The organism is Zunongwangia sp. HGR-M22 (genome assembly GCF_027594425.1).
GTDB lineage: Bacteria > Bacteroidota > Bacteroidia > Flavobacteriales > Flavobacteriaceae > Zunongwangia.
The window spans coordinates 2,494,759-2,513,598 of record NZ_CP115159.1; the positions used below are offsets into that span (position 1 = coordinate 2,494,759).

The window sequence follows — 18,840 nt, forward strand, 5'->3', positions numbered from 1 at the left end:
TAATAATTTACCGCCATTTTTTATTTCCGAAGTATTAATTCTAGCTAACTAGAATGGTAAAGGGATTTAATAATTCCATCTGCCAAACCTATTTTAGGTACAAATATTTGTGCTGCTTTTGCCCACTTCATAGAATTTAAATAAATCCTGGAAGCAGGAATTATAACATCTGCACGGTCATTTTTTAAATCTAATTCAGTTATTCTTTCCTCGTAGGTATAGCTATTTAATAATTCATCGTATTTCTTTAGATAGGAAAGACTTAAAGGCTTTCCATCCTTTTTACCGCTATTCTTAAAAATGTTGTTGATATTTCCGCCAGAACCAATTAAGCTAATATCTTCTAGGCCTTTCGAGTTTTCCCTTACCCAAGATTCCATTTCTCGCCAGGTTTTATTTTCTACCAGATCATTTAATAATCTCACCGTACCCACTTTAAAAGAACGCGAAGCGATACTTTTACCATTACTGTAAAACGTATACTCGGTGCTTCCCCCACCAACATCTACATAAAGGTAATTATGATCATCCTGAATTAAAGCATGTAAGTCTGTAGCAGCAATAATAGCAGCTTCGTGTGTACCGTCTATAATTTCAATCTCTACACCAGTTTTTTCTTTGAGCATCTCTGTAACCTCATCACCGTTTTTAGCTTCTCGCATTGCCGAAGTCGCACAAGCCTTGTATTTCTCTACACCATGCGCTTTCATCAATAAACTAAAGGCATGCATGGCATCCAGCATTCGGTTTTGATTATTTTCTGATATGTTTTGTTTCAAAAATACATCGGCTCCCAATCGAATAGGAACACGTACCAAAGAAGTTTTTCTAAAATTGGGTTCTATTCCTTCTTTTTCAGTAATGGTTGATATTAACAATCTTATGGCGTTAGAGCCAATATCTATAGCGGCATAATTCTTTTGTACTATCACTGTTTAAAATTTTCATTCTTATTTACATAATAATCGTATAAAGCTTCCTGAGAACGAATTATAGGTTTTGTCTTTTTACGGTAAGCATTATTTTGCTTTTCTGAAAAAACACGGGCTTTCACATTGTCACTCCAACTAATTTCGAAACCATCAATGATTTCCTGCTTGATATCGTGATCGTAAATTGGGCAAGCGATTTCTACTCGATTATCTAAGTTCCTATTCATTAAATCTGCTGAAGAAATAAATACTTTAGGGTTTCCTGCATTTTCAAAGATATAAACGCGGGGATGTTCCAAAAACTTATCTATTATACTTATCGATTCGATATTCTCACTCATACCTGGCAATCCCGGAATTAAACAATTAATTCCTCTTACTATCAGTTTTACCTTCACACCGGCTCGACTTGCCTGGTATAATTTATCGATCATTGGATAATCTGAAAGACTATTGAGCTTTAACTTTATACCGGCTGCTTTCCCTTGTAATTGATTATCTATTTCATTTTGAATAAGCTTATTCAACACTGTTCTTGTATAGTGCGGAGAAACAATTAAATGGCGGTATTTACTTACTTTATAATTGGTTTCAAAAAAGTCGAAAACTTTGTTCACTTCTTTTAAAATCTCCTGATTAGCGGTAAACAAGGTGTAATCGGTATACATTTTAGAAGTAGACTCATTAAAGTTCCCAGTACTTATAAAGCCATATTTCTTTAATTTACCATTACTTTCTTCACGTTCTATTACACAGGTTTTGCAGTGTACTTTTAAGCCGGGAACGCCGAATATAAGCTTTACTCCTTCTCGCTGCATCTGCTCGGCATATTTGATATTGGCAGCTTCATCAAAACGCGCTCTAAGCTCTATTTGTACCAGTACCTTTTTGCCATTTTTAACTGCATTTATTAAAGAACTCGCAATGTGCGATATTTTGGCGAGGCGGTATATTGTGATCTTTATTGTTTTTACGCGAGGATCTAAAGCAGCTTCACGCAAAAATTTAACGACATAAGAGAAACTTTGGTAAGGCGCGTAAAGCAAATGATCCTTTTTACCTACCCCGTTTATTAAGCTGGCTTGTAATGCTAATCCCGGGATGGGTAAGGCTTCTTTAGTATCATAAAGCAACTTTTTGCTACCTAATCTAGGAAATCCCATATAATCACGCCTATTATGGTATCTACCACCGGGAATAATACTATCGGCATGATCTATTCCCATTTTATTCATTAAATATTTTAAGGTATCCTTATCGATATTTTTATCGTAAACGAAACGAACAGGATCTCCTTTAATTCTATCTTTTACGCTTTCAGAAATTTTTTCAATAAAACTTTTACTCAGATCACTATCAATATCCAGCTCGGCATCTCTGGTAATTTTTATCATATGTGCAGAGATGGTTTCATATTCAAAAATATTAAATATACTATTTAGGTTATATCTAATAAGATCGTCCAAGATAATTATATACTGCTTCTCATCATCTGATGGCAACATTACAAAGCGCTCGATACTCCTTGGAATTTCGATTAAAACATATTTACGCTCTTTTTTGCTAACAATATTTGTAAGTTTTCTTGACGATTTTGGAGACTTCATTTCCATAGTGACCGCTAGATAAGCTGCACTATCTTTTAAGCTGGGTAATTCTTCCAAATCATTTAAAACGATCGTCACAAGCGCCGGACTTACATGAGACAGAAAATAATCTTTTACAAATTTTTGCTGCGATTCAGAAACTTCTTTTTCATTGATAACGCAAATGCCATGCTCATCACGAAGTCTATGCTGAATTTTATCTAATATTTTTAAACTTTCAGATTGTTGTTTAATTACTTCCTTGGTAATATCCTCAAGTAATTTACTTGCTTTTACACCACCTAATGCACTTTTCCCCGTTTTCCCTGCTAAATCAATACGTTTTACTGTAGCGTAACGCACTTTAAAGAATTCATCTAAATTATTACTGAAAATCCCTAAAAATCGAAGACGTTCTATAAGCGGTACCGATTCGTCTTCCGCTTCCTGCAAAACTCTATTATTAAATTGAAGCCAACTTAATTCTCGATTGATGTATTTATTTTCCTGCATACTTAGCGTAAATTCTTTGGAAATAAAGTTAATAATGTTTTACCTGATGAAATGGATTGCCAACTATCCTTATTAAATTCGATAACGCACAGGCCGGTAGTAGGGATATTATCATATGTGGCATGCCCTGCATGATTTACAAAACTGGTAACTGCCGGATTATGCGAAAAAATGATAAGTGTTTCTGTGGAATCTGGAGCATTTTGAATCACTTTCTTTAATCGGGAGTAATTAAAAGTATATAGACTTTCTATCACTTCAAAATCTTTATTATCCACAGCCAATTTATCCTTAAAAATTTTAGCAGTCTCATGAGCTCTTACGGCATGGCTACTCCAAAAAGTAGCTTTAGCTTTATTGACATTTTGATCGTAATATGGTTTAAAAACGCTCAAAACAACTTCAGCATCTTTGTAGGCTCTTTTCTTTAAAGGCCGCTCTAAATCTTCAACATCATGTTTCCAAGACGATTTACCGTGTCTTACTATTATTAGACGTTTCATTATTACGGTGCTAAGCGTTTAGAATTCCATTTCGCATCTTCTAAATTGAAAGTAATACGATCATGCAACCTATTTTTTCTACCCTGCCAGAATTCTATATTTAAAGGTTTCACAATATAGCCTCCCCAATGTTGAGGCTTAGGAACCTCTTTGCCTTCATATTTTTGCTCCACCTCAGCGAGATTTTCTTCCAATACCTCTCTAGATGCAATTTCTGAACTTTGGGGCGATGCCCAAGCTCCTAGCTGACTTCCTCTGGGACGGGAGTGGTAATATTCAGTGGCAGTTTCTTCATCTACTTTTTCCACCATTCCTTTTACAATTACCTGTCGCTCTGTAGACGGCCAAAAAAACGAAATACAAACACGCGGATTACTAGCAATAGACTTTCCTTTTTCAGAATTAAAATTGGTATAAAATATAAAACCATCTTTGCTATATGATTTTAAAAGAACTACCCGAGATTTTGGAAAACCATCCAACCCAACCGTGGAAATCGTCATAGCATTAACTTCTCCTGAACCGCCTTCGGCTTCGGTTTCGTTAAACCACTGCTCAAATAAAGTAAAAGGATTATCTGGAATGCTGCTCTCTAATAATTCGCTTTTTTCGTAAGATTGTCTATAATCCTGAAGATTTTTGCTCATCGCTTAATTTTTCAGTTTTGATTGATTTAAGATTTTACTTGAAAATCTCGAAATCGAAGTCATTTTAATATTTATAAAATCATGCAGACCTTGGTAGGTGCAGCGTACTGCAATTTACGAGTTTTAGAAATAAGCCAGAAAAAATAGGTCTAGCTTTATCAATATTTTATAAAAATTTAAAGTAGATTATTTTACTCTGAATTAAAACTCAAAACTCTTACCATCTTCTGCTAGAGAAACATTTGGAAATACTTGTTCTGCTTCAGATTTAAAAATCTCAATATCAGGATAACGCGTAGAATAATGTCCCAAAATCAGTTTTTTTACATTGGCTCTCTTCGCAATTGTGGCGGCCTGCATTGCTGTACTATGTTTAGTAGGATTTGCATATTTCAATTGTTCCTGCAAAAAGGTAGATTCGTGATACAACACATCAATATTCGCTATCTGCGGAATAATTTCTTCAGAAAAAGCAGTATCGCTACAAAATGCATAACTTTTAGGAGCCTCTCCAGCTTTGGTTACCATCTCGTTTTTTATCAATTCTCCATCTTCAGAAATTACATCTTTACCCTTTTTAAGGCTTTTAAAAAGTGCCACATTGATCTTATGCTTTCGAGCTTCTTCGATTAACAGTTTACGATCTCCTTCTTTTTCTTTGAACAAAAATCCATTTGTGTACACTCTATGCACTAGCGGAATAGTTTCTATGGTAAGCTTTTCGTTTTCGTAAATTTTCTCAGGCTTTGTTGAAGATAATTCGTGAAAATAAAGTGGATATGGCGTCCAGGCATTCGATAATTTAAGTTGAAGCAAAATAACTTCTTTAATTCCTTTGGGACCATATACATGCAGTTCCTTCTCTCTGTTCAGCAGCATAAATGTAGAGATAAGACCTATCAAACCATAAAAATGATCACCATGCAAATGTGAAATAAAAATATGCTCGATTTTGCCGAATTTGATCTTATTTTTACGCAGTTGTACCTGGGTTCCTTCCCCACAATCAATAAGGAACATTTGGTTTTGCAAAGTTAAAACCTGCGATGTAGGATTGGTGAGCGAACGTGGCGTGGCTGCATAACAGCCTAATATGTCAATCTTCATTCAGAATAAATTTAAACGGCTAGAATTTATTTAAAATCCTAGCTCTCGTTCAAGCTCTTCCATTTGGATTATATCTTCTGCCTCTTTTAATGTTGGTGCCACGAATAATTCTTCTGGTATTTTATCTATATCTATAGAATTATTGGCAATCACGAAAGATTTTTTATGAGCACGATGTACTGTTGAAAGTTCTAAGAATCCAAGTAATTGCTCTAATTCTAACTGCTCATGATTTAAAATATCTATAATAACATTTTCATCCTCAAATTCGTGATGATTTGTAGTTAAACGCGATGCAAAATCTGTTATTGAATCTTTTGCATCGGTGATTAATAGATAGTTTGATTTCTTTTCAATTTTCATCAGCTTCTTTTTAAGTAAGATCTACTAATTTAAAAAATAAAATCTATTGCTTGATCTTTGAAGCTAATAAATAAATAACAGCCATTCTTACTGCAACCCCATTTTGAACCTGATCTAAAATAATTGCCTGATCGCTATCGGCTACATCACTCGTAATCTCTACTCCGCGATTAATGGGCCCGGGATGCATTACTACAATTTCTTTATTTAAGCTGTTAAGGATTTTCTTATTTAAACCGAATTGCTGAGTATACTCTCGTGTTGAAGGAAAATAACTAATATCCATGCGCTCGTTTTGCACTCGTAACATATTAGCGACATCGCACCATTCTAAAGCTTTTATAAGATTAGTTTCTACTTCTACTCCTAAAGATTCGATATATTTTGGAATTAAAGTCTTAGGTCCACAAACTTTTACATTTGCTCCCTGAAGTTTTAAAGCAAATATATTAGAAAGTGCCACCCTACTATGAAGAATATCGCCAACGATCACTACGTTTTTACCGGCAACATCTCCTAACCGTTCTCGTATAGAATAAGAATCTAACAGTGCTTGTGTTGGGTGCTCGTGAGCACCGTCTCCTGCATTTACGATACTGGCATTAACATGTTTTGAAAGAAAAATCCCTGCACCAGGGTTAGGATGCCTCATCACAACCATATCAACCTTCATAGAAAGAATGTTATTAACGGTGTCGATAAGTGTTTCTCCTTTTTTTACTGAAGAAGAAGCGGCAGAAAAATTGATGGTATCTGCACTTAATCGTTTCTCGGCAAGTTCAAAAGAAAGTCGGGTTCTTGTACTATTTTCAAAAAACAGATTAGCTATCGTAATATCACGTAATGAAGGAACTTTTTTAATAGGACGGTTAATAATTTCTTTAAAATGATCGGCAGTTTTAAATATTAAATCAATATCCGATTTTTGCAAGTACTTAATCCCCAATAAGTGGTTAACACTTAGTTCGCTCATTACGCTTTTTATTTTGAAATAAGGTAAACAATATCTTCACCCTCATTTTCTTTCCAGTTTACTAAAACTTTTTCTTCGTTTATGGCATCAACCTGTCTTCCATTATAATCTGGCTGAATAGGCAAATGTCTGCTAAAACGACGATCGATAAAGCTTAGTAACTCAATTTCTTTAGGCCTGCCAAAAGATTGAATCGCTGTTAATGCTGCTCGTATACTTCTACCGGTATAAAGAACATCGTCAATAAAAACAACGCGCTTTTCTTCAACTACAAAATCAATTTTCGTTTTATTGGCCTCTAAAGGTTTATCACTTCTTCTAAAATCATCACGATAAAAAGTAATATCCAATTGACCTGTTTTAAGATTTTTGATTTCGTATTCCTTCTCTAGTATTTCCTGAAGCCTTTTCAGTAAAAAAACACCTCGTGGCTGAATTCCAATAAGAACAGTATTAAAAAAGTCAGAATGATTTTCTACAAGCTGGCAAGCCAGTCGTTGCAGAATAATTTGCACTTCTTTAGCGGTAAGTAGCACTTTTTGACTCATATACTGGATTGAAATGATGGTTCGGAAAACAAAAATAAGGTATTTTTCATTTCTAATATAAATTAGATTACTACATTTTTTGAAAGATCAAATATTTGAGAGCTTATTCAGAATAAAAAATAAAAATTTCTTATAAAAATCTAGTAAAATCACAAAAGTAAAGAAACAGGTATATTTTTTTGATTTTCAAGCTTATATAAGCTAATTTTAAATAGTTACCCAATATGAATTGATTTAAGAATTGAACGATTTTTTTTCATTTTAAACTATTAAAAAAATAAAACCATAACCCTAACAAAAGACCAAAAATGAAATTAATTTACAATGGTGGAAATAGAAAGCTTTCCAGAGTTGTTAATCGTGCCAATGAAATATTGTTAAGTAGTTTTTATTTTTTAGAAATTGAGAAATACCTTCGAGAGAATTATGAAGAAGAAAAATGTTTAATTTTTTTGACAGCGCTAAAATCTTTCGATGAAAAAGTTGCTATCAAAGGTTTTTGGAATCCAATAGGTAAAAAGTATCTAGAAATTAAAGATGACTATATTCAAATAAATACGGCCCATCTTAGCAAATCGCATCGAACGCTATTAGCTCAATTAATTGGTGAGTATTTAATGATTTTGGATCAGAGAAAGCAATTATCGCAAATTATACCTTTAAAAAATGGTAAAGATCTCCCTGCTAATTTTGGATCTATAGCTAGAAATTTTATGTGATTTTATATAGTTTCATAATAAAGCTATAATCTTTTCTAAAGAGTAAAGTTGCCTTTTCCATTTTAACTACCTTCATCAAAAATTTTCTATGATTGTAGCCAGAAATTTAAAATGGAAGCAGGTTTTTTTCTACATGTGGAAACCTATGCTCTATTTTCTTGTTTTATCACTAGCAGTTTACATATTGCACATTAAGTTTGGGATGAAGAGCTTAAGTATTCCTTTTAATGCCGTTGCAACATTAAGCACAGCGCTTGCTATTTATTTGGGATTCAAAAACAATAGCGCATACGATAGATGGTGGGAAGCTCGTAAAATTTGGGGACTATTGGTTAACTATAGCAGAGCCTGGGGTCGAGAAATTCTTAGTCTAAGTTTTACTACAAAGAATGAGGAATCTCAAGAAATTGCAAACTGGCAAAGAAATGTTATTTATCGCCACATTGCTTTTGTACATTCCCTGCGAGTATTTCTTAGAATTAAACATCCTTACAATCAAAATAAAACTGAAATTTACGAAGGATCCAACAGGTATGATGATATAAAAGATTTTGTAAGCGCAGAAGAATTTAAAAATTTTCTTGATAAAAATAACCCACCTAATTATCTAATACAACTGCAAAGTGAAGACTTAAAATATGCCTATAGAAAAGGATGGATTTCAGACTATAGATTTGTAAGATTAGATGAAACTCTAACCGAATTTAATAATCACCAAGGTATGAGCGAGCGAATTAAAAATACTCCTATGCCTCGCCCCTACAGTTTCTTCTCGAGAGTATTTGTATACCTTCATGGCACATTGGTACCTTTTGCTTTTATTGAAGATTTAGGATGGATAAATATTCCTTTATCCTTAATTATTAATTTCATCTTCCTTGCATTGGATACTATCGGAGAAAGAACAGAAGATCCTTTTGAAAATAGAATGGACGACACTCCCCTTAGTGCTATTAGTCTAACTATAGAGACCAATCTTAAGGAAATGATTGGCGATAAAAATTTTCCTGAAAAACAACAAGAAATTGAAGGCGTGGTTTTATAAAAAAACTATTCCATAAAATGGCAGTTCAAAAACTGTCTTTTTTTATTTAATTTTGAGAAAGAAAAGAAAAAATGTTTATGACTGAAGAAGATAAGAAATTTATGCGTCGGGCAATAGCTCTGGCAGAAGAAGGAATGGACACCGGAGCAGGAGGTCCTTTTGGAGCAGTAGTTGTAAAAGACGGGGAAATTGTTGCTGAAGGATGGAATATCGTTACTTCTAGTAACGACCCCACTGCTCATGCTGAAATTACTGCGATAAGAAGAGCTTGCGAAAACTTAAATACTTTTCAATTAGAAGATTGCATTTTATACACAAGCTGCGAACCTTGCCCTATGTGCTTGGGTGCGATTTACTGGGCCAGACCCAAAAAAGTCTTTTATGCACTAAACCACAATGATGCTGCAAAAATTGGATTCGACGACCAGTTTATCTACGAAGAATTAGATAAGGATATAGAAAATAGAAAAGTCCCTTTTGAAAATATAATTCGAGAAGAAGCTTTACCTGTTTTTGAAAAATGGGACAGAAAAGAAAACCGAATCGATTATTAAGATTCGGTTTTTCTTTTTATTATTAAAACGAACTATGGGTGATTTTAGTTCTCTTTTAAATTACGCCATACTCTTGCACTCCTTCTTATTTCTTCATCTAATCGCTCTAGTTGTGATGATGTCTGTGGAGTTGCATTAGGAACCAATTCAGGTAAAACGACTTCAATCATTATTGGTCCTTCAAAATTTAATTCCTCTAAAACAGCATGATGATTTACAAAATCTACCTGCCCTCTGCCTATTCCAGATCGATTAGAATCTGAAATCTGATAACTAAGCATAAAATCAGAAGCTTCTTTTATCGCCTGTATAGGATCGCTTTCTTCGATATGCATATGAAAACTATCCAATATTAAACTAAAGTTGTTGTGGCCAACAGCATTTATTAAATCTAAACCTTTTGAAACTGTGTGTATCATCGTCGATTCGTATCTATTAACACACTCATAAGCTAATTTCACTTTTTTGAGCTGTGCATAGGCATCTAAAGTTTTGCAGCACTCCACTAACATCGACCAACTTTCTTCAGCATTAGGACAATTAGTAGTCCACTGTGCTAAGCCTTGTAACGTAACTACCGGTACATCTGTCTCAACTGCGAAATCTATCATCTTTTTATAAAACTCGATTGCCGATGATTTATTCGCCTCCTCTAAAATCGGTGGGGCGCAGTTGTAAGGATCTATGGCAAAAATTTCAATTTCAAAATGATCTGCCGCGGCTCTTATTTCTTTAGCATCGTAATTACGCCAATCTCCAGAAAACTGTATCCCGTCAAGATTTAATAATTTTACTTTTTCCATTAATTTATTAGGATCTTCAATCCCCAAAATCCAAGAGCAAACTCCAATTTTATTCATCTAAATTCGTTTTACTTCCTAAAGATAAATCCAATTCTTAAAATCCTTGTTAGTTTCTAGTTAATTCTGAAAATGTTTTTAACTGAACTACTTTTCACTCATCTTTCCAATCATTTTGTATAACAATCGGTATAATTCTTTTGCTTCATCTAAGGATAATGGAAGTTGTTCGGCTAACATTGCGGGTACATCGCAAGCCTGATCTTTTAAAGCTTTTCCTTTTTCGGTTAGGGTTATTACAATATTACGTTCATCGGTTTCAGAGCGTTTTCGCTCTAAATATCCACGTTGCTGAAGTCGCTTTAAAAGCGGCGTTAAAGTGTTAGATTGTAACTGAAGTTTCTCTGCAACTGTACTTAAATTTACCTCATCTTTTTCCCAAAGCACCATTAACACCAAATATTGCGGGTAGGTAAGATCTAAATCTTTCAACATTGGCTGATATCGCTGAATCACTAATCGTGAAGCCGTATACAACGGAAAACAAAGTTGATTTTCCAGTTTTAAATTTTCATATTTCTCACTCATTATTCAGCAATTTTTGAGGTTTACAGCCCTATTTTTCAATTGGAAAATTAATAAAAAAAAACCCTTTCCGCAGTAAAGCAAAAAGGGATTTTTTATTATTAGTTTTAGTTCCTGTTCACTTTTAAGTTGAAGAAAATTAGGTAACTTGTTTAGTTTGACCAGTAACTTTTCACGATGAGACCCTGAATCAAGTTCAGGGTGACGAACTATTGAATTTAAATTACTTCTAATTCTACCTCAATATTTCCGCGAGTGGCGTTAGAGTACGGACAAACTTGGTGTGCTTGTTCTACCAATTCTTGCGCTTTTTCGTTCTCAACTCCAGGAATTTCTACCGCAAGTTTTACGGCTAATTGAAATCCGCCTTTATCATTTGGGCCAATTCCTACGGTAGCTTTTACTACTGTTGGATTTTCGGGTTTTACTTTGGCTTTGCTCATCACTAAATTTAAAGCGCTATCAAAACAAGCGGCATAACCTGCTGCAAATAATTGCTCGGGATTGGTAGCTCCTCCATTTCCGCCTAATTCTTTCGGCATTAAAACGTCAAAATCTACAAATCCGTCTTCACTTTTTACGTGTCCATTTCTTCCTCCGGTGGCTTCTACTGTGGTTTGATATTGTGTTTTCATAACTAATTTATTTTTTTAAATCATTAACGATTAAATCGCGTACGATACAAATCTATCAAAAGAAGCTTAACAATAGTGTTAAGCTTCTCTCAAAGTTTACAATAAATTTTCTAAAAGCGATCTTACAAGGCATTCAACAGAAAAAATTCTTACTTCCTAGCAAGTCTCTAAACATTTAATCTCGATGATCGAGTAAATTTTCTATGGAAGTTTTACTCGGAATATCTGATACGGAAATTCAACATTAGATTCGCCATCATTCCAAAACGATTGGCGCTGTAATTGCGAACACGAAAAATACAAAAATCCATCACTTCCTATGCCTAAAGAATCGGGCCAAAGCAATCTAGAATCCTGAACCAACGTATGTACTTTGCCATCTTTCGGACTGACATATTTTACGGAATAGTCTACAGAATTGGTTAAATAAACGTTCCCTTTTTGATCGGCTATCAGGCCGTGAGTAATACCAACTTTGCCCAAATCTTCCACTTTTGCTTCCAGCTCACGTTCAGAAAGCGAAGCATCGGCTAAAAATTTGGTTTCAATTCTATACAAATTCAATTTATTAATGGGTTTGAAGTAGAAATACTTGTTGTCTGAAGTCAGCGCAATTCCATTTACATTCGAGCTAAACGGCTTTCCATCTTTGTTACGCATTTCTTTTCCGTGATACGTCAAAACTACCTCCGGATTCGCTTTAGTAGCTTCAATATTTTGTAAAACCGTCCGTGTATTTCCGGTTTTTAAATCTAGAATTACTACTGCTGCTTGTCCGGGATCTGAAAGATACCCAAGCTGTTTATCGGTATCAATTCTAATATCATTTAAACCGGAAACTGTTTTGTCTAAATCTTCAAAATAATAGACGTGTTCAAACTCATCAGTTTTCAAATTGATTTTCAGCAACTTAAACTTTCCTGCTTCCGCTTTTCCGTCATCACCAAAAATAGATCCGCCAGATGATGGTTTTGAATCGAGTATCCAAAGCATATCGTTTGCATCTACATACAAATCTTGCACTTTTACAAAGCGTTTTTTCTCGTTACCAGCATGTGTATTCCACGCTTTGTTAGGATACGGAACGGTTTTACCCTCAATAATTTCTGTTAAACCGTATTTATAAGGCTTACCTTCTCTATAAGGAAACGATACAAAAACGCGATTATCAGAGGAAACGCTTAGACCAATGGCCATATATTCGCCTAAATCGGCTACGGTTTCTAGATTATCACTATGATATTCTTGTGCTGCAACAGGTTGAAAAAGGAGCATTAAGACGATACAATATAAACTGGTTTTCATCATTATTTGGGTTCTGGTGCATTTTGAGCTATTAAGCCTTTTGTTTTTAATTCTTTCCAAAAATCAGATGGTATGTTCACCGACATCGATTTTGCATTCGCAGCCGACTGCGCCGCAGAACTTGCTCCGGGAATCACACTTGAAACAACAACAGGCGCGGCACAAAACTGAAGTGCTGCCGTAGCTAAATCTACCTTATATTTATCGGCTACTTTTTGTAATTCAGCTCTTTTTTCTAAGTATTTTTCAGGAATATCTTTGCTATAATCAAACCTATCTTTCCCTGCTAAAAATCCGGAATTAAACGGTGCTCCAACCACAATACTAATTCCTTCTCGCTCACATACCGGAAAAACGTTATTTAAATCATCTTCATGATAAATCAACGAATATTGTTTGGCCGACAAGAAAATATCAGGATCGGCTACTTGAATAGTTTCTAAAATAGGTTCAGTAGTATTTACGCCCAATCCCCAAGCTTTAATTAAACCTTCTTCTCGCATTTTGGTGAGCTCGGGCATTGCGCCATTTTTGGCTTGTTCAAAATATTTTTCATAATCACTTCTAGAGAAATCAGGATTATCGGGTGATAAATCGTGAATAAAAACAATGTCTAAATAAGCCAAACCTAAACGATGTAAACTATCTTCAACCGATTTTCTGGTTGCTTCCGCAGAATAATCGTATGTGTAATTCATATTTAACTTTCCTTTCCATAAACCATCGGGCATACTAAAATTAGCATCGGGTATTAATAATCTTCCCACCTTGGTAGATAGCACAAAATCTTCACGATTTTTATTGAAAAGATAACTTCCCATTCTGCGTTCACTTATGCCTAAGCCATACCAAGGTGAGGTATCGAAATAACGCACACCATTTTCCCAAGCAGCATCCATTGCGCCACGAATTTCTTCATCTGAATTTACGTGAAACCCATTTCCGGCAGCAACGCCACCCATACCAAATTTCCATTCGGGTTTAAATTTTTCTCGTAAATGGTTATTTTTAATTTTTGCTGAAGGAATTGCGCCGCTAGCTGTGCTTGCTGCACTTAATATTGAAGGTGCCGCCAGTATTACGGCAGAACCTAAAATTGACTTCTGTATAAAATTTCTTCGGTTAGCCATAGTTTTATTTTTGATTCAATTCAGAACAATTTGTTTTTATCCCTAAATTATTAAGTAAGGGCTGAACAGAAAGATTTTTGAAGTTAAACTCTAGTTAATTTGAAGCTACTTTGGAGTTGGTTTCCGGAGTTTCAAAAGGAATCAATTTCTTATAATGCTTGTAACGCAAAAAGATTTCTTTTACGTATAAAAAAGGCTCTCGACCTCTTACAAAACCGTATTTAACTTCCGGCCGACTAAAAAATTCACGCGAGCTTAACTTCAGCATATAATCTTCTACATTATCGTCCCATTGGTATGGATCTTCATCAAAAGCTTTGGCCAATCGTTGGGCATCACGAACGTGACCCAAACCACAGTTATAGGCGGCAAGCGTAAATTTTATTTTTTGAATACTATCTGTTACGTTTGTAAACTTCTCTTTTAACTGTTCTAAATATTTGGTACCGCCTCTAATATTTTCTGAAGGATTTGTAATATCAGAAATTCCTAAATCTTTCGCTGTGGCCGGCATAATTTGCATTAAACCTCCTGCCCCAGCCCAAGAATTTTCATTGGGTTTAAAACGAGATTCTTGAAAAATTTGAGAACTCAGCAATCGCCAGTCCCAACCTAATCGTGCTACATTGGTTTTTACAATTTCGTCGTACTGACTAATTTTCCCTTCATTTTTACTGTAAAACTTACTTTTAATTCGGCGTCTGTACGATTTCTTGTTTTTGAAATATTTATTATAAACCACATAGTAAAAGTCTTTTTTCTTGATATTTTTTAACCACGCATTAATCTCAGCTAATAGTTCAGATGAATTTTTTCGAACTGCCCAAGCAATGCGTTGCGAAAAACTGATCTCGGTATCAATATCCAAAATCGGATTGTAGGTTTGATTGATCGCCGCAATATTATAGTCGGCAATGGTATAATCAATCTCTTCATTCACCACCATTTTAATAATATCTTCGGTAGTTTTATTGCCCGGCACTAACTGAATATCGATCTGCCCGCCAATTTCATCTTCTAAATTCTCCAATCGTTCAAAATAAGACGAATTTTTGCGTACGTGCACTGTTTTCCCAATCATCTCGATAGGATCATTGATCGTTTGCTTTTTTATTTTGTACATCGGTAATCTTCGCCAATCTTCCGGACGGCGCTGCACCAAAACCTGATGGGTGAGGTAATGATAATCGGTAAAATTCACCAGCTTTTTTCGGTCTTCAGTTACCGACAGCCCAAAGGCAATTAAATCGCCTTCGCCGGCATTTAACATATCAAATAAATGATCGATATCTTCGGCAACTTTTATATCTAATTCCAGGTTTAAGTGTTCAGCTAGTTTCTTCACCAATTCATATTCAAACCCCATCGGTTTTCCACGGTATAAAAAGTAACTGGTAGAATTATAAATGGTAATAACGGTGAGTTTCCCATCCTCTTTTATTTCTGAAAAAGATTTGGAATATTGATTAATTGCAAGTTCGGGAGAATCTTCAGCGTTAGTATTTCTACTCTCAGAACAATTTAAAAGAGTCCCTAATAAGAATATACAAATGCTAAACTTGAAAATATTACTATGTGTAAAAAAATGGCGTAAAGGTCTAATCATTAAATAGCTGATTTTCTTAAATATAGCTATTTATCTCCAGATATAAAATTTATTCATTTTTTATCAATTATTAATTCATAATAAAAACAAATATTCATAATTATTTGGATATAATTTATAATTATCAATTATAAACTATCGAATATTAAATTAGTATTCTTTAAACATTTAATACCATAACAATTTGGTAACTTTCTATAAAAGTGGATTTTATGAGTTACAAATTCAGTGCAAATCATATTACTTATAATTTTAGAGATCTTAAGGAATTGCTAGCCAAAGCTAGTCCATATCGTTCTGGTGATGTTCTTGCTGGTCTCGCTGCCAAGGACAATAAAGAACGCGTGGCAGCGCAGTATGCTTTAAGCGAAGTTCCACTAAAAGACTTTTTAGAAAACCCCATTATTCCTTATGCTGAAGATGAAGTTACTCGCTTAATTATAGATAGCCATAATGCCGAGGCTTTTTACCCAATATCGCAATTTAGTGTGGGAGAATTTAGAGATTGGCTGTTGAGTTATGAAGCTACTCCGGAAATACTAAAAAAAATTTCTCCCGGACTTACTCCAGAAATGGTTGCAGCAGTTTCAAAATTAATGCGGAATCAAGATCTTATAAAAATTGCGCAAAAATGTGAGGTCGTGACAAAGTTCAGAAATACGATTGGACTAAAAGATCGATTTTCAGTTCGATTACAGCCCAACAATCCCGTAGATGATCCTAAAGCGATTGCGGCTAGCACGATAGACGGACTACTATATGGCTGCGGCGATGCCGTGATAGGAATTAACCCTGCAACCGATAGCCCAACCGCTGTTTCAGAATTATTGAAATTATTGGATAATTTTAGGCAACAGTACGAAATTCCTACCCAAACTTGCATTCTTAGTCATATTAGTACGACAATGGAGATTATTCAAAAAGCACCTGTAGATCTAATTTTTCAATCTATTGGTGGCACTCAAAAAGCAAACGAATCTTTTGGAATTAATCTGGCAATGCTTCAGGAAGCTTACGAAGCCGGACTAAGTTTGGATCGAGGGACTATTGGAAAACAAATGATGTATTTTGAAACCGGACAAGGATCGGAACTTTCGGCTAACGCACATCATGATATCGACCAACAAACCTGTGAAGTAAGGTGCTATGCCATAGCTAGAAAGTACAATCCGTTTTTAGTAAATACAGTTGTTGGTTTTATTGGTCCTGAGTATTTATATGATGGTAAACAAATTACTCGTGCTGCTTTAGAAGATCATTTCTGTGGAAAATTAATGGGATTACCTATGGGATGTGATGTTTGTTATACCAATCATGCTGAAGCCGATCAAGACGACATGGATTCTTTACTAACGCTTTTAGGAGTTGCCGGATGTAATTACATTATGGGAGTTCCGGGAGCAGATGATATTATGCTGAACTACCAAAGCACTTCCTTTCATGATGCCATGTATGTACGAAAAGTTTTAAATAAACGTCCTGCTCCCGAATTTGAAGAATGGCTCTTAAAAATGGGAATTATTGATGAAAAAGGAAATCGCCAGCCTTTACCAGAATCTCATAAATTGATCAGCAATGGATAAATCAAAATTATATAAAAATAAAATACAGAAAGATCCATATACTAATTTGAGAGAACTTTCACGCGCGAGAATTGCCTTAGGAAACACAGGGGGAAGCCAATCTTTGCAAGATGTACTACAATTTCAAATGGATCACGCTAAAGCAAGAGATGCTATTTATTCTGAATTTGATATTCAAAAACTCGAAATGGATGTCGAAAAATTCAACCTACCTATTTTCAAATTTAAGACTCAGGCAAAAGATCGTGAAGAATATTTGAAACGCCCCGATCTTGGAAAATTATTGGCCGATACTGATGTACAAAACAACAAAGAATATGACATTATTTTGAATCTTGTTGATGGCTTATCTCCCGAGGCTACTAAACATAGTATTCCTATTATAGCGCAATTATTACCCGATTTAAAAGCAACCTATTCTTTTGCAATATGTATTATTGAAAATGGTCGGGTAGCCATTGGAGATGAAATTGCAGAAAAATTGAATGGAAAATTTACCGCTACATTTATTGGTGAGCGACCAGGGTTATCAAGCCCGGAAAGCTTAGGAATTTACACTACTTACAATCCAAAAAGCGGCACTACCGACGAGAAAAGAAATTGTATTTCTAATATCCATAACGATGGCATGAAAACCAGGGCGGCAGTAGACTTACTCAAATTTTTAATTAAGGAATCTTTTGCTAAAAAAATAAGCGGTGTTTCGTTGAAATCTGATATTAGAGAACAAAAAGATATCTGTTAGATCTGAAAAGATCCAACAGATAAATTTTTATTGACTCCATATTCTTTTCAATATTAATTTTATTCATTTTTCAATGCATATTATTTTAATCGAATATTTCAGGTATCATAAATGTAGAATTTAAATCAATATCATCTTAAAATAGATATAGTGTATTAAGATAAATCTCATAACTATTTAAAAACCCGTCACTTGAAAGCAAAATACCTGATATCAAGTATTTTTTAGAATTAATTAAGGGTTTAATTTAGATACTTAATAAAGCATCTAAATTAAACTTTTAAAATGATCAAAAAACTACTCATTGTATTATTCATTTTCGTCACAGCAAATAAACTATTTGCTCAAAATGAACAAAACAATTACGAAAACAGATTTGCTATCGCACTAAACGGCTCAACTCTTGGTGGAGGAATTGAGGTTGCGAAAAACATTTCCTCCCATTTCAATTTAAGACTTAGGGCTAATACTTTTGGAATCAAAGATTTTATTCAGGAAATAGAAGTAGATGATGCAAATCTAAACGTTACCGCCGATTCTAGATTCTTAGAATTTGATTTGAGTTTAGAATACCTACCCTTTGAAAATAGCAGTTTTAAACTTGTTGGTGGAGCCGCATATTTTAATGATGGAAAAACAACTGCTTTAGCAAAATACGATGGATCCTTCACCTATGGGGAGATCACCATTGGACCAGATGAAATTGGTGATTTAGAACTAACTTTAGATTACAATGGTTTTGCACCATACTTTGGACTTGGATTTGGTAGGGCTGTTCCTAAAAAAAGAATTGGAGTTGCCTTCGAAGCAGGGAGCTTTTATCTTCCAGAACCACAAGTTGGCATTAACGCTACAAAAATGCTTTCCCCAACTGCGGATCAAGCTGAATCACTTCAAGAAAACATTCGTGATTACAGATGGTATCCATTCCTTAACTTAAGACTCTCTGTTAAAATTTAAA

Annotated in this window: 20 protein-coding genes; 6 read left to right on the forward strand and 14 right to left on the reverse strand. The window is 34.6% G+C overall.

Annotation, left to right across the window (positions count from 1 at the left end; all coding sequences use genetic code 11):
• Positions 1–44 precede the first annotated feature (44 nt).
• The 8 genes from PBT91_RS10935 to pyrR all read right to left on the reverse strand — a co-directional run bounded on the left by PBT91_RS10935 (position 45) and on the right by pyrR (position 7,172).
• Positions 45–932, reverse strand: coding sequence for a Ppx/GppA phosphatase family protein (locus tag PBT91_RS10935; RefSeq protein WP_270058502.1), 888 nt, complete (start codon positions 930–932; stop codon positions 45–47).
• The gene (gene ppk1 / locus PBT91_RS10940) at positions 929–3,031 is read right to left on the reverse strand and encodes a polyphosphate kinase 1 (protein ID WP_270058503.1); all 2,103 of its coding nucleotides are present in this window, start codon (positions 3,029–3,031) and stop codon (positions 929–931) included. Before ppk1 ends, PBT91_RS10935 begins: the two co-directional genes overlap by 4 nt.
• 2 nt (positions 3,032–3,033) lie before the next feature.
• Positions 3,034–3,534, reverse strand: coding sequence for a SixA phosphatase family protein (locus PBT91_RS10945; RefSeq protein ID WP_270058504.1), 501 nt, complete (start codon positions 3,532–3,534; stop codon positions 3,034–3,036).
• A 2-nt stretch (positions 3,535–3,536) separates the two neighbouring features.
• Positions 3,537–4,181: a pyridoxamine 5'-phosphate oxidase gene (gene pdxH, locus PBT91_RS10950; protein WP_270058505.1), complete on the reverse strand. Its 645-nt coding sequence runs from the start codon at positions 4,179–4,181 to the stop codon at positions 3,537–3,539.
• Positions 4,182–4,382: 201 nt separating this feature from the next.
• Complete coding sequence (locus PBT91_RS10955) at positions 4,383–5,288, reverse strand: ribonuclease Z (protein WP_270058506.1); 906 nt, start codon at positions 5,286–5,288, stop codon at positions 4,383–4,385.
• Between the two features lie 30 nt (positions 5,289–5,318).
• Positions 5,319–5,651, reverse strand: a complete 333-nt coding sequence (locus PBT91_RS10960) for a ribonuclease Z (protein ID WP_270058507.1) — start codon at positions 5,649–5,651, stop codon at positions 5,319–5,321.
• Between the two features lie 43 nt (positions 5,652–5,694).
• Positions 5,695–6,624, reverse strand: coding sequence for an aspartate carbamoyltransferase catalytic subunit (locus tag PBT91_RS10965; RefSeq protein WP_270058508.1), 930 nt, complete (start codon positions 6,622–6,624; stop codon positions 5,695–5,697).
• An 8-nt stretch (positions 6,625–6,632) separates the two neighbouring features.
• Positions 6,633–7,172, reverse strand: a complete 540-nt coding sequence (gene pyrR / locus PBT91_RS10970; RefSeq protein ID WP_270058509.1) for a bifunctional pyr operon transcriptional regulator/uracil phosphoribosyltransferase PyrR — start codon at positions 7,170–7,172, stop codon at positions 6,633–6,635.
• Between the two features lie 308 nt (positions 7,173–7,480).
• On the opposite strand from pyrR, the gene PBT91_RS10975 reads away from it, so the two are divergent.
• From PBT91_RS10975 to PBT91_RS10985, 3 genes are all read left to right on the forward strand, one after another.
• On the forward strand, positions 7,481–7,891 hold the full coding sequence (locus PBT91_RS10975; protein WP_270058510.1) for a hypothetical protein: 411 nt from the start codon (positions 7,481–7,483) through the stop codon (positions 7,889–7,891).
• Between the two features lie 88 nt (positions 7,892–7,979).
• Positions 7,980–8,936, forward strand: coding sequence for a bestrophin family protein (locus tag PBT91_RS10980; RefSeq protein ID WP_270058511.1), 957 nt, complete (start codon positions 7,980–7,982; stop codon positions 8,934–8,936).
• 77 nt (positions 8,937–9,013) lie between these two features.
• The gene (locus PBT91_RS10985) at positions 9,014–9,490 is read left to right on the forward strand and encodes a nucleoside deaminase (RefSeq protein ID WP_270058512.1); all 477 of its coding nucleotides are present in this window, start codon (positions 9,014–9,016) and stop codon (positions 9,488–9,490) included.
• A 44-nt stretch (positions 9,491–9,534) separates the two neighbouring features.
• Here PBT91_RS10985 and PBT91_RS10990 read toward each other — a convergent pair whose 3' ends face one another.
• The 6 genes from PBT91_RS10990 to PBT91_RS11015 form a co-directional block, all read right to left on the reverse strand.
• On the reverse strand, positions 9,535–10,350 hold the full coding sequence (locus PBT91_RS10990) for a sugar phosphate isomerase/epimerase family protein (RefSeq protein ID WP_270058513.1): 816 nt from the start codon (positions 10,348–10,350) through the stop codon (positions 9,535–9,537).
• Positions 10,351–10,437: 87 nt separating this feature from the next.
• Positions 10,438–10,878, reverse strand: coding sequence for a MarR family winged helix-turn-helix transcriptional regulator (locus tag PBT91_RS10995; protein WP_270058514.1), 441 nt, complete (start codon positions 10,876–10,878; stop codon positions 10,438–10,440).
• A 215-nt stretch (positions 10,879–11,093) separates the two neighbouring features.
• Positions 11,094–11,510, reverse strand: a complete 417-nt coding sequence (locus PBT91_RS11000) for an organic hydroperoxide resistance protein (RefSeq protein ID WP_270058515.1) — start codon at positions 11,508–11,510, stop codon at positions 11,094–11,096.
• Positions 11,511–11,711: 201 nt separating this feature from the next.
• On the reverse strand, positions 11,712–12,818 hold the full coding sequence (locus tag PBT91_RS11005; RefSeq protein WP_270058516.1) for an L-dopachrome tautomerase-related protein: 1,107 nt from the start codon (positions 12,816–12,818) through the stop codon (positions 11,712–11,714).
• Positions 12,818–13,945 (reverse strand): aldo/keto reductase, encoded by a 1,128-nt coding sequence (locus PBT91_RS11010; RefSeq protein ID WP_270058517.1) that lies wholly within the window; start codon positions 13,943–13,945, stop codon positions 12,818–12,820. The genes PBT91_RS11005 and PBT91_RS11010 overlap by 1 nt, the downstream gene beginning before the upstream one ends.
• Before the next feature lie 94 nt (positions 13,946–14,039).
• Positions 14,040–15,551 (reverse strand): transglycosylase SLT domain-containing protein, encoded by a 1,512-nt coding sequence (locus tag PBT91_RS11015; RefSeq protein WP_270058518.1) that lies wholly within the window; start codon positions 15,549–15,551, stop codon positions 14,040–14,042.
• A 212-nt stretch (positions 15,552–15,763) separates the two neighbouring features.
• Between PBT91_RS11015 and PBT91_RS11020 the strand changes: the two genes are divergently transcribed.
• From PBT91_RS11020 to PBT91_RS11030, 3 genes are all read left to right on the forward strand, one after another.
• A complete protein-coding gene (locus PBT91_RS11020; protein ID WP_270058519.1) occupies positions 15,764–17,134 on the forward strand; it encodes an ethanolamine ammonia-lyase subunit EutB in 1,371 nt (456 codons plus the stop codon).
• Entirely contained in the window at positions 17,127–17,879 is a 753-nt protein-coding gene (eutC, locus tag PBT91_RS11025) for an ethanolamine ammonia-lyase subunit EutC (protein WP_270058520.1), read from the forward strand. Before PBT91_RS11020 ends, eutC begins: the two co-directional genes overlap by 8 nt.
• A gap of 285 nt (positions 17,880–18,164) precedes the next feature.
• A complete protein-coding gene (locus tag PBT91_RS11030) occupies positions 18,165–18,839 on the forward strand; it encodes a hypothetical protein (RefSeq protein WP_270058521.1) in 675 nt (224 codons plus the stop codon).
• Position 18,840: the final 1 nt, after the last annotated feature.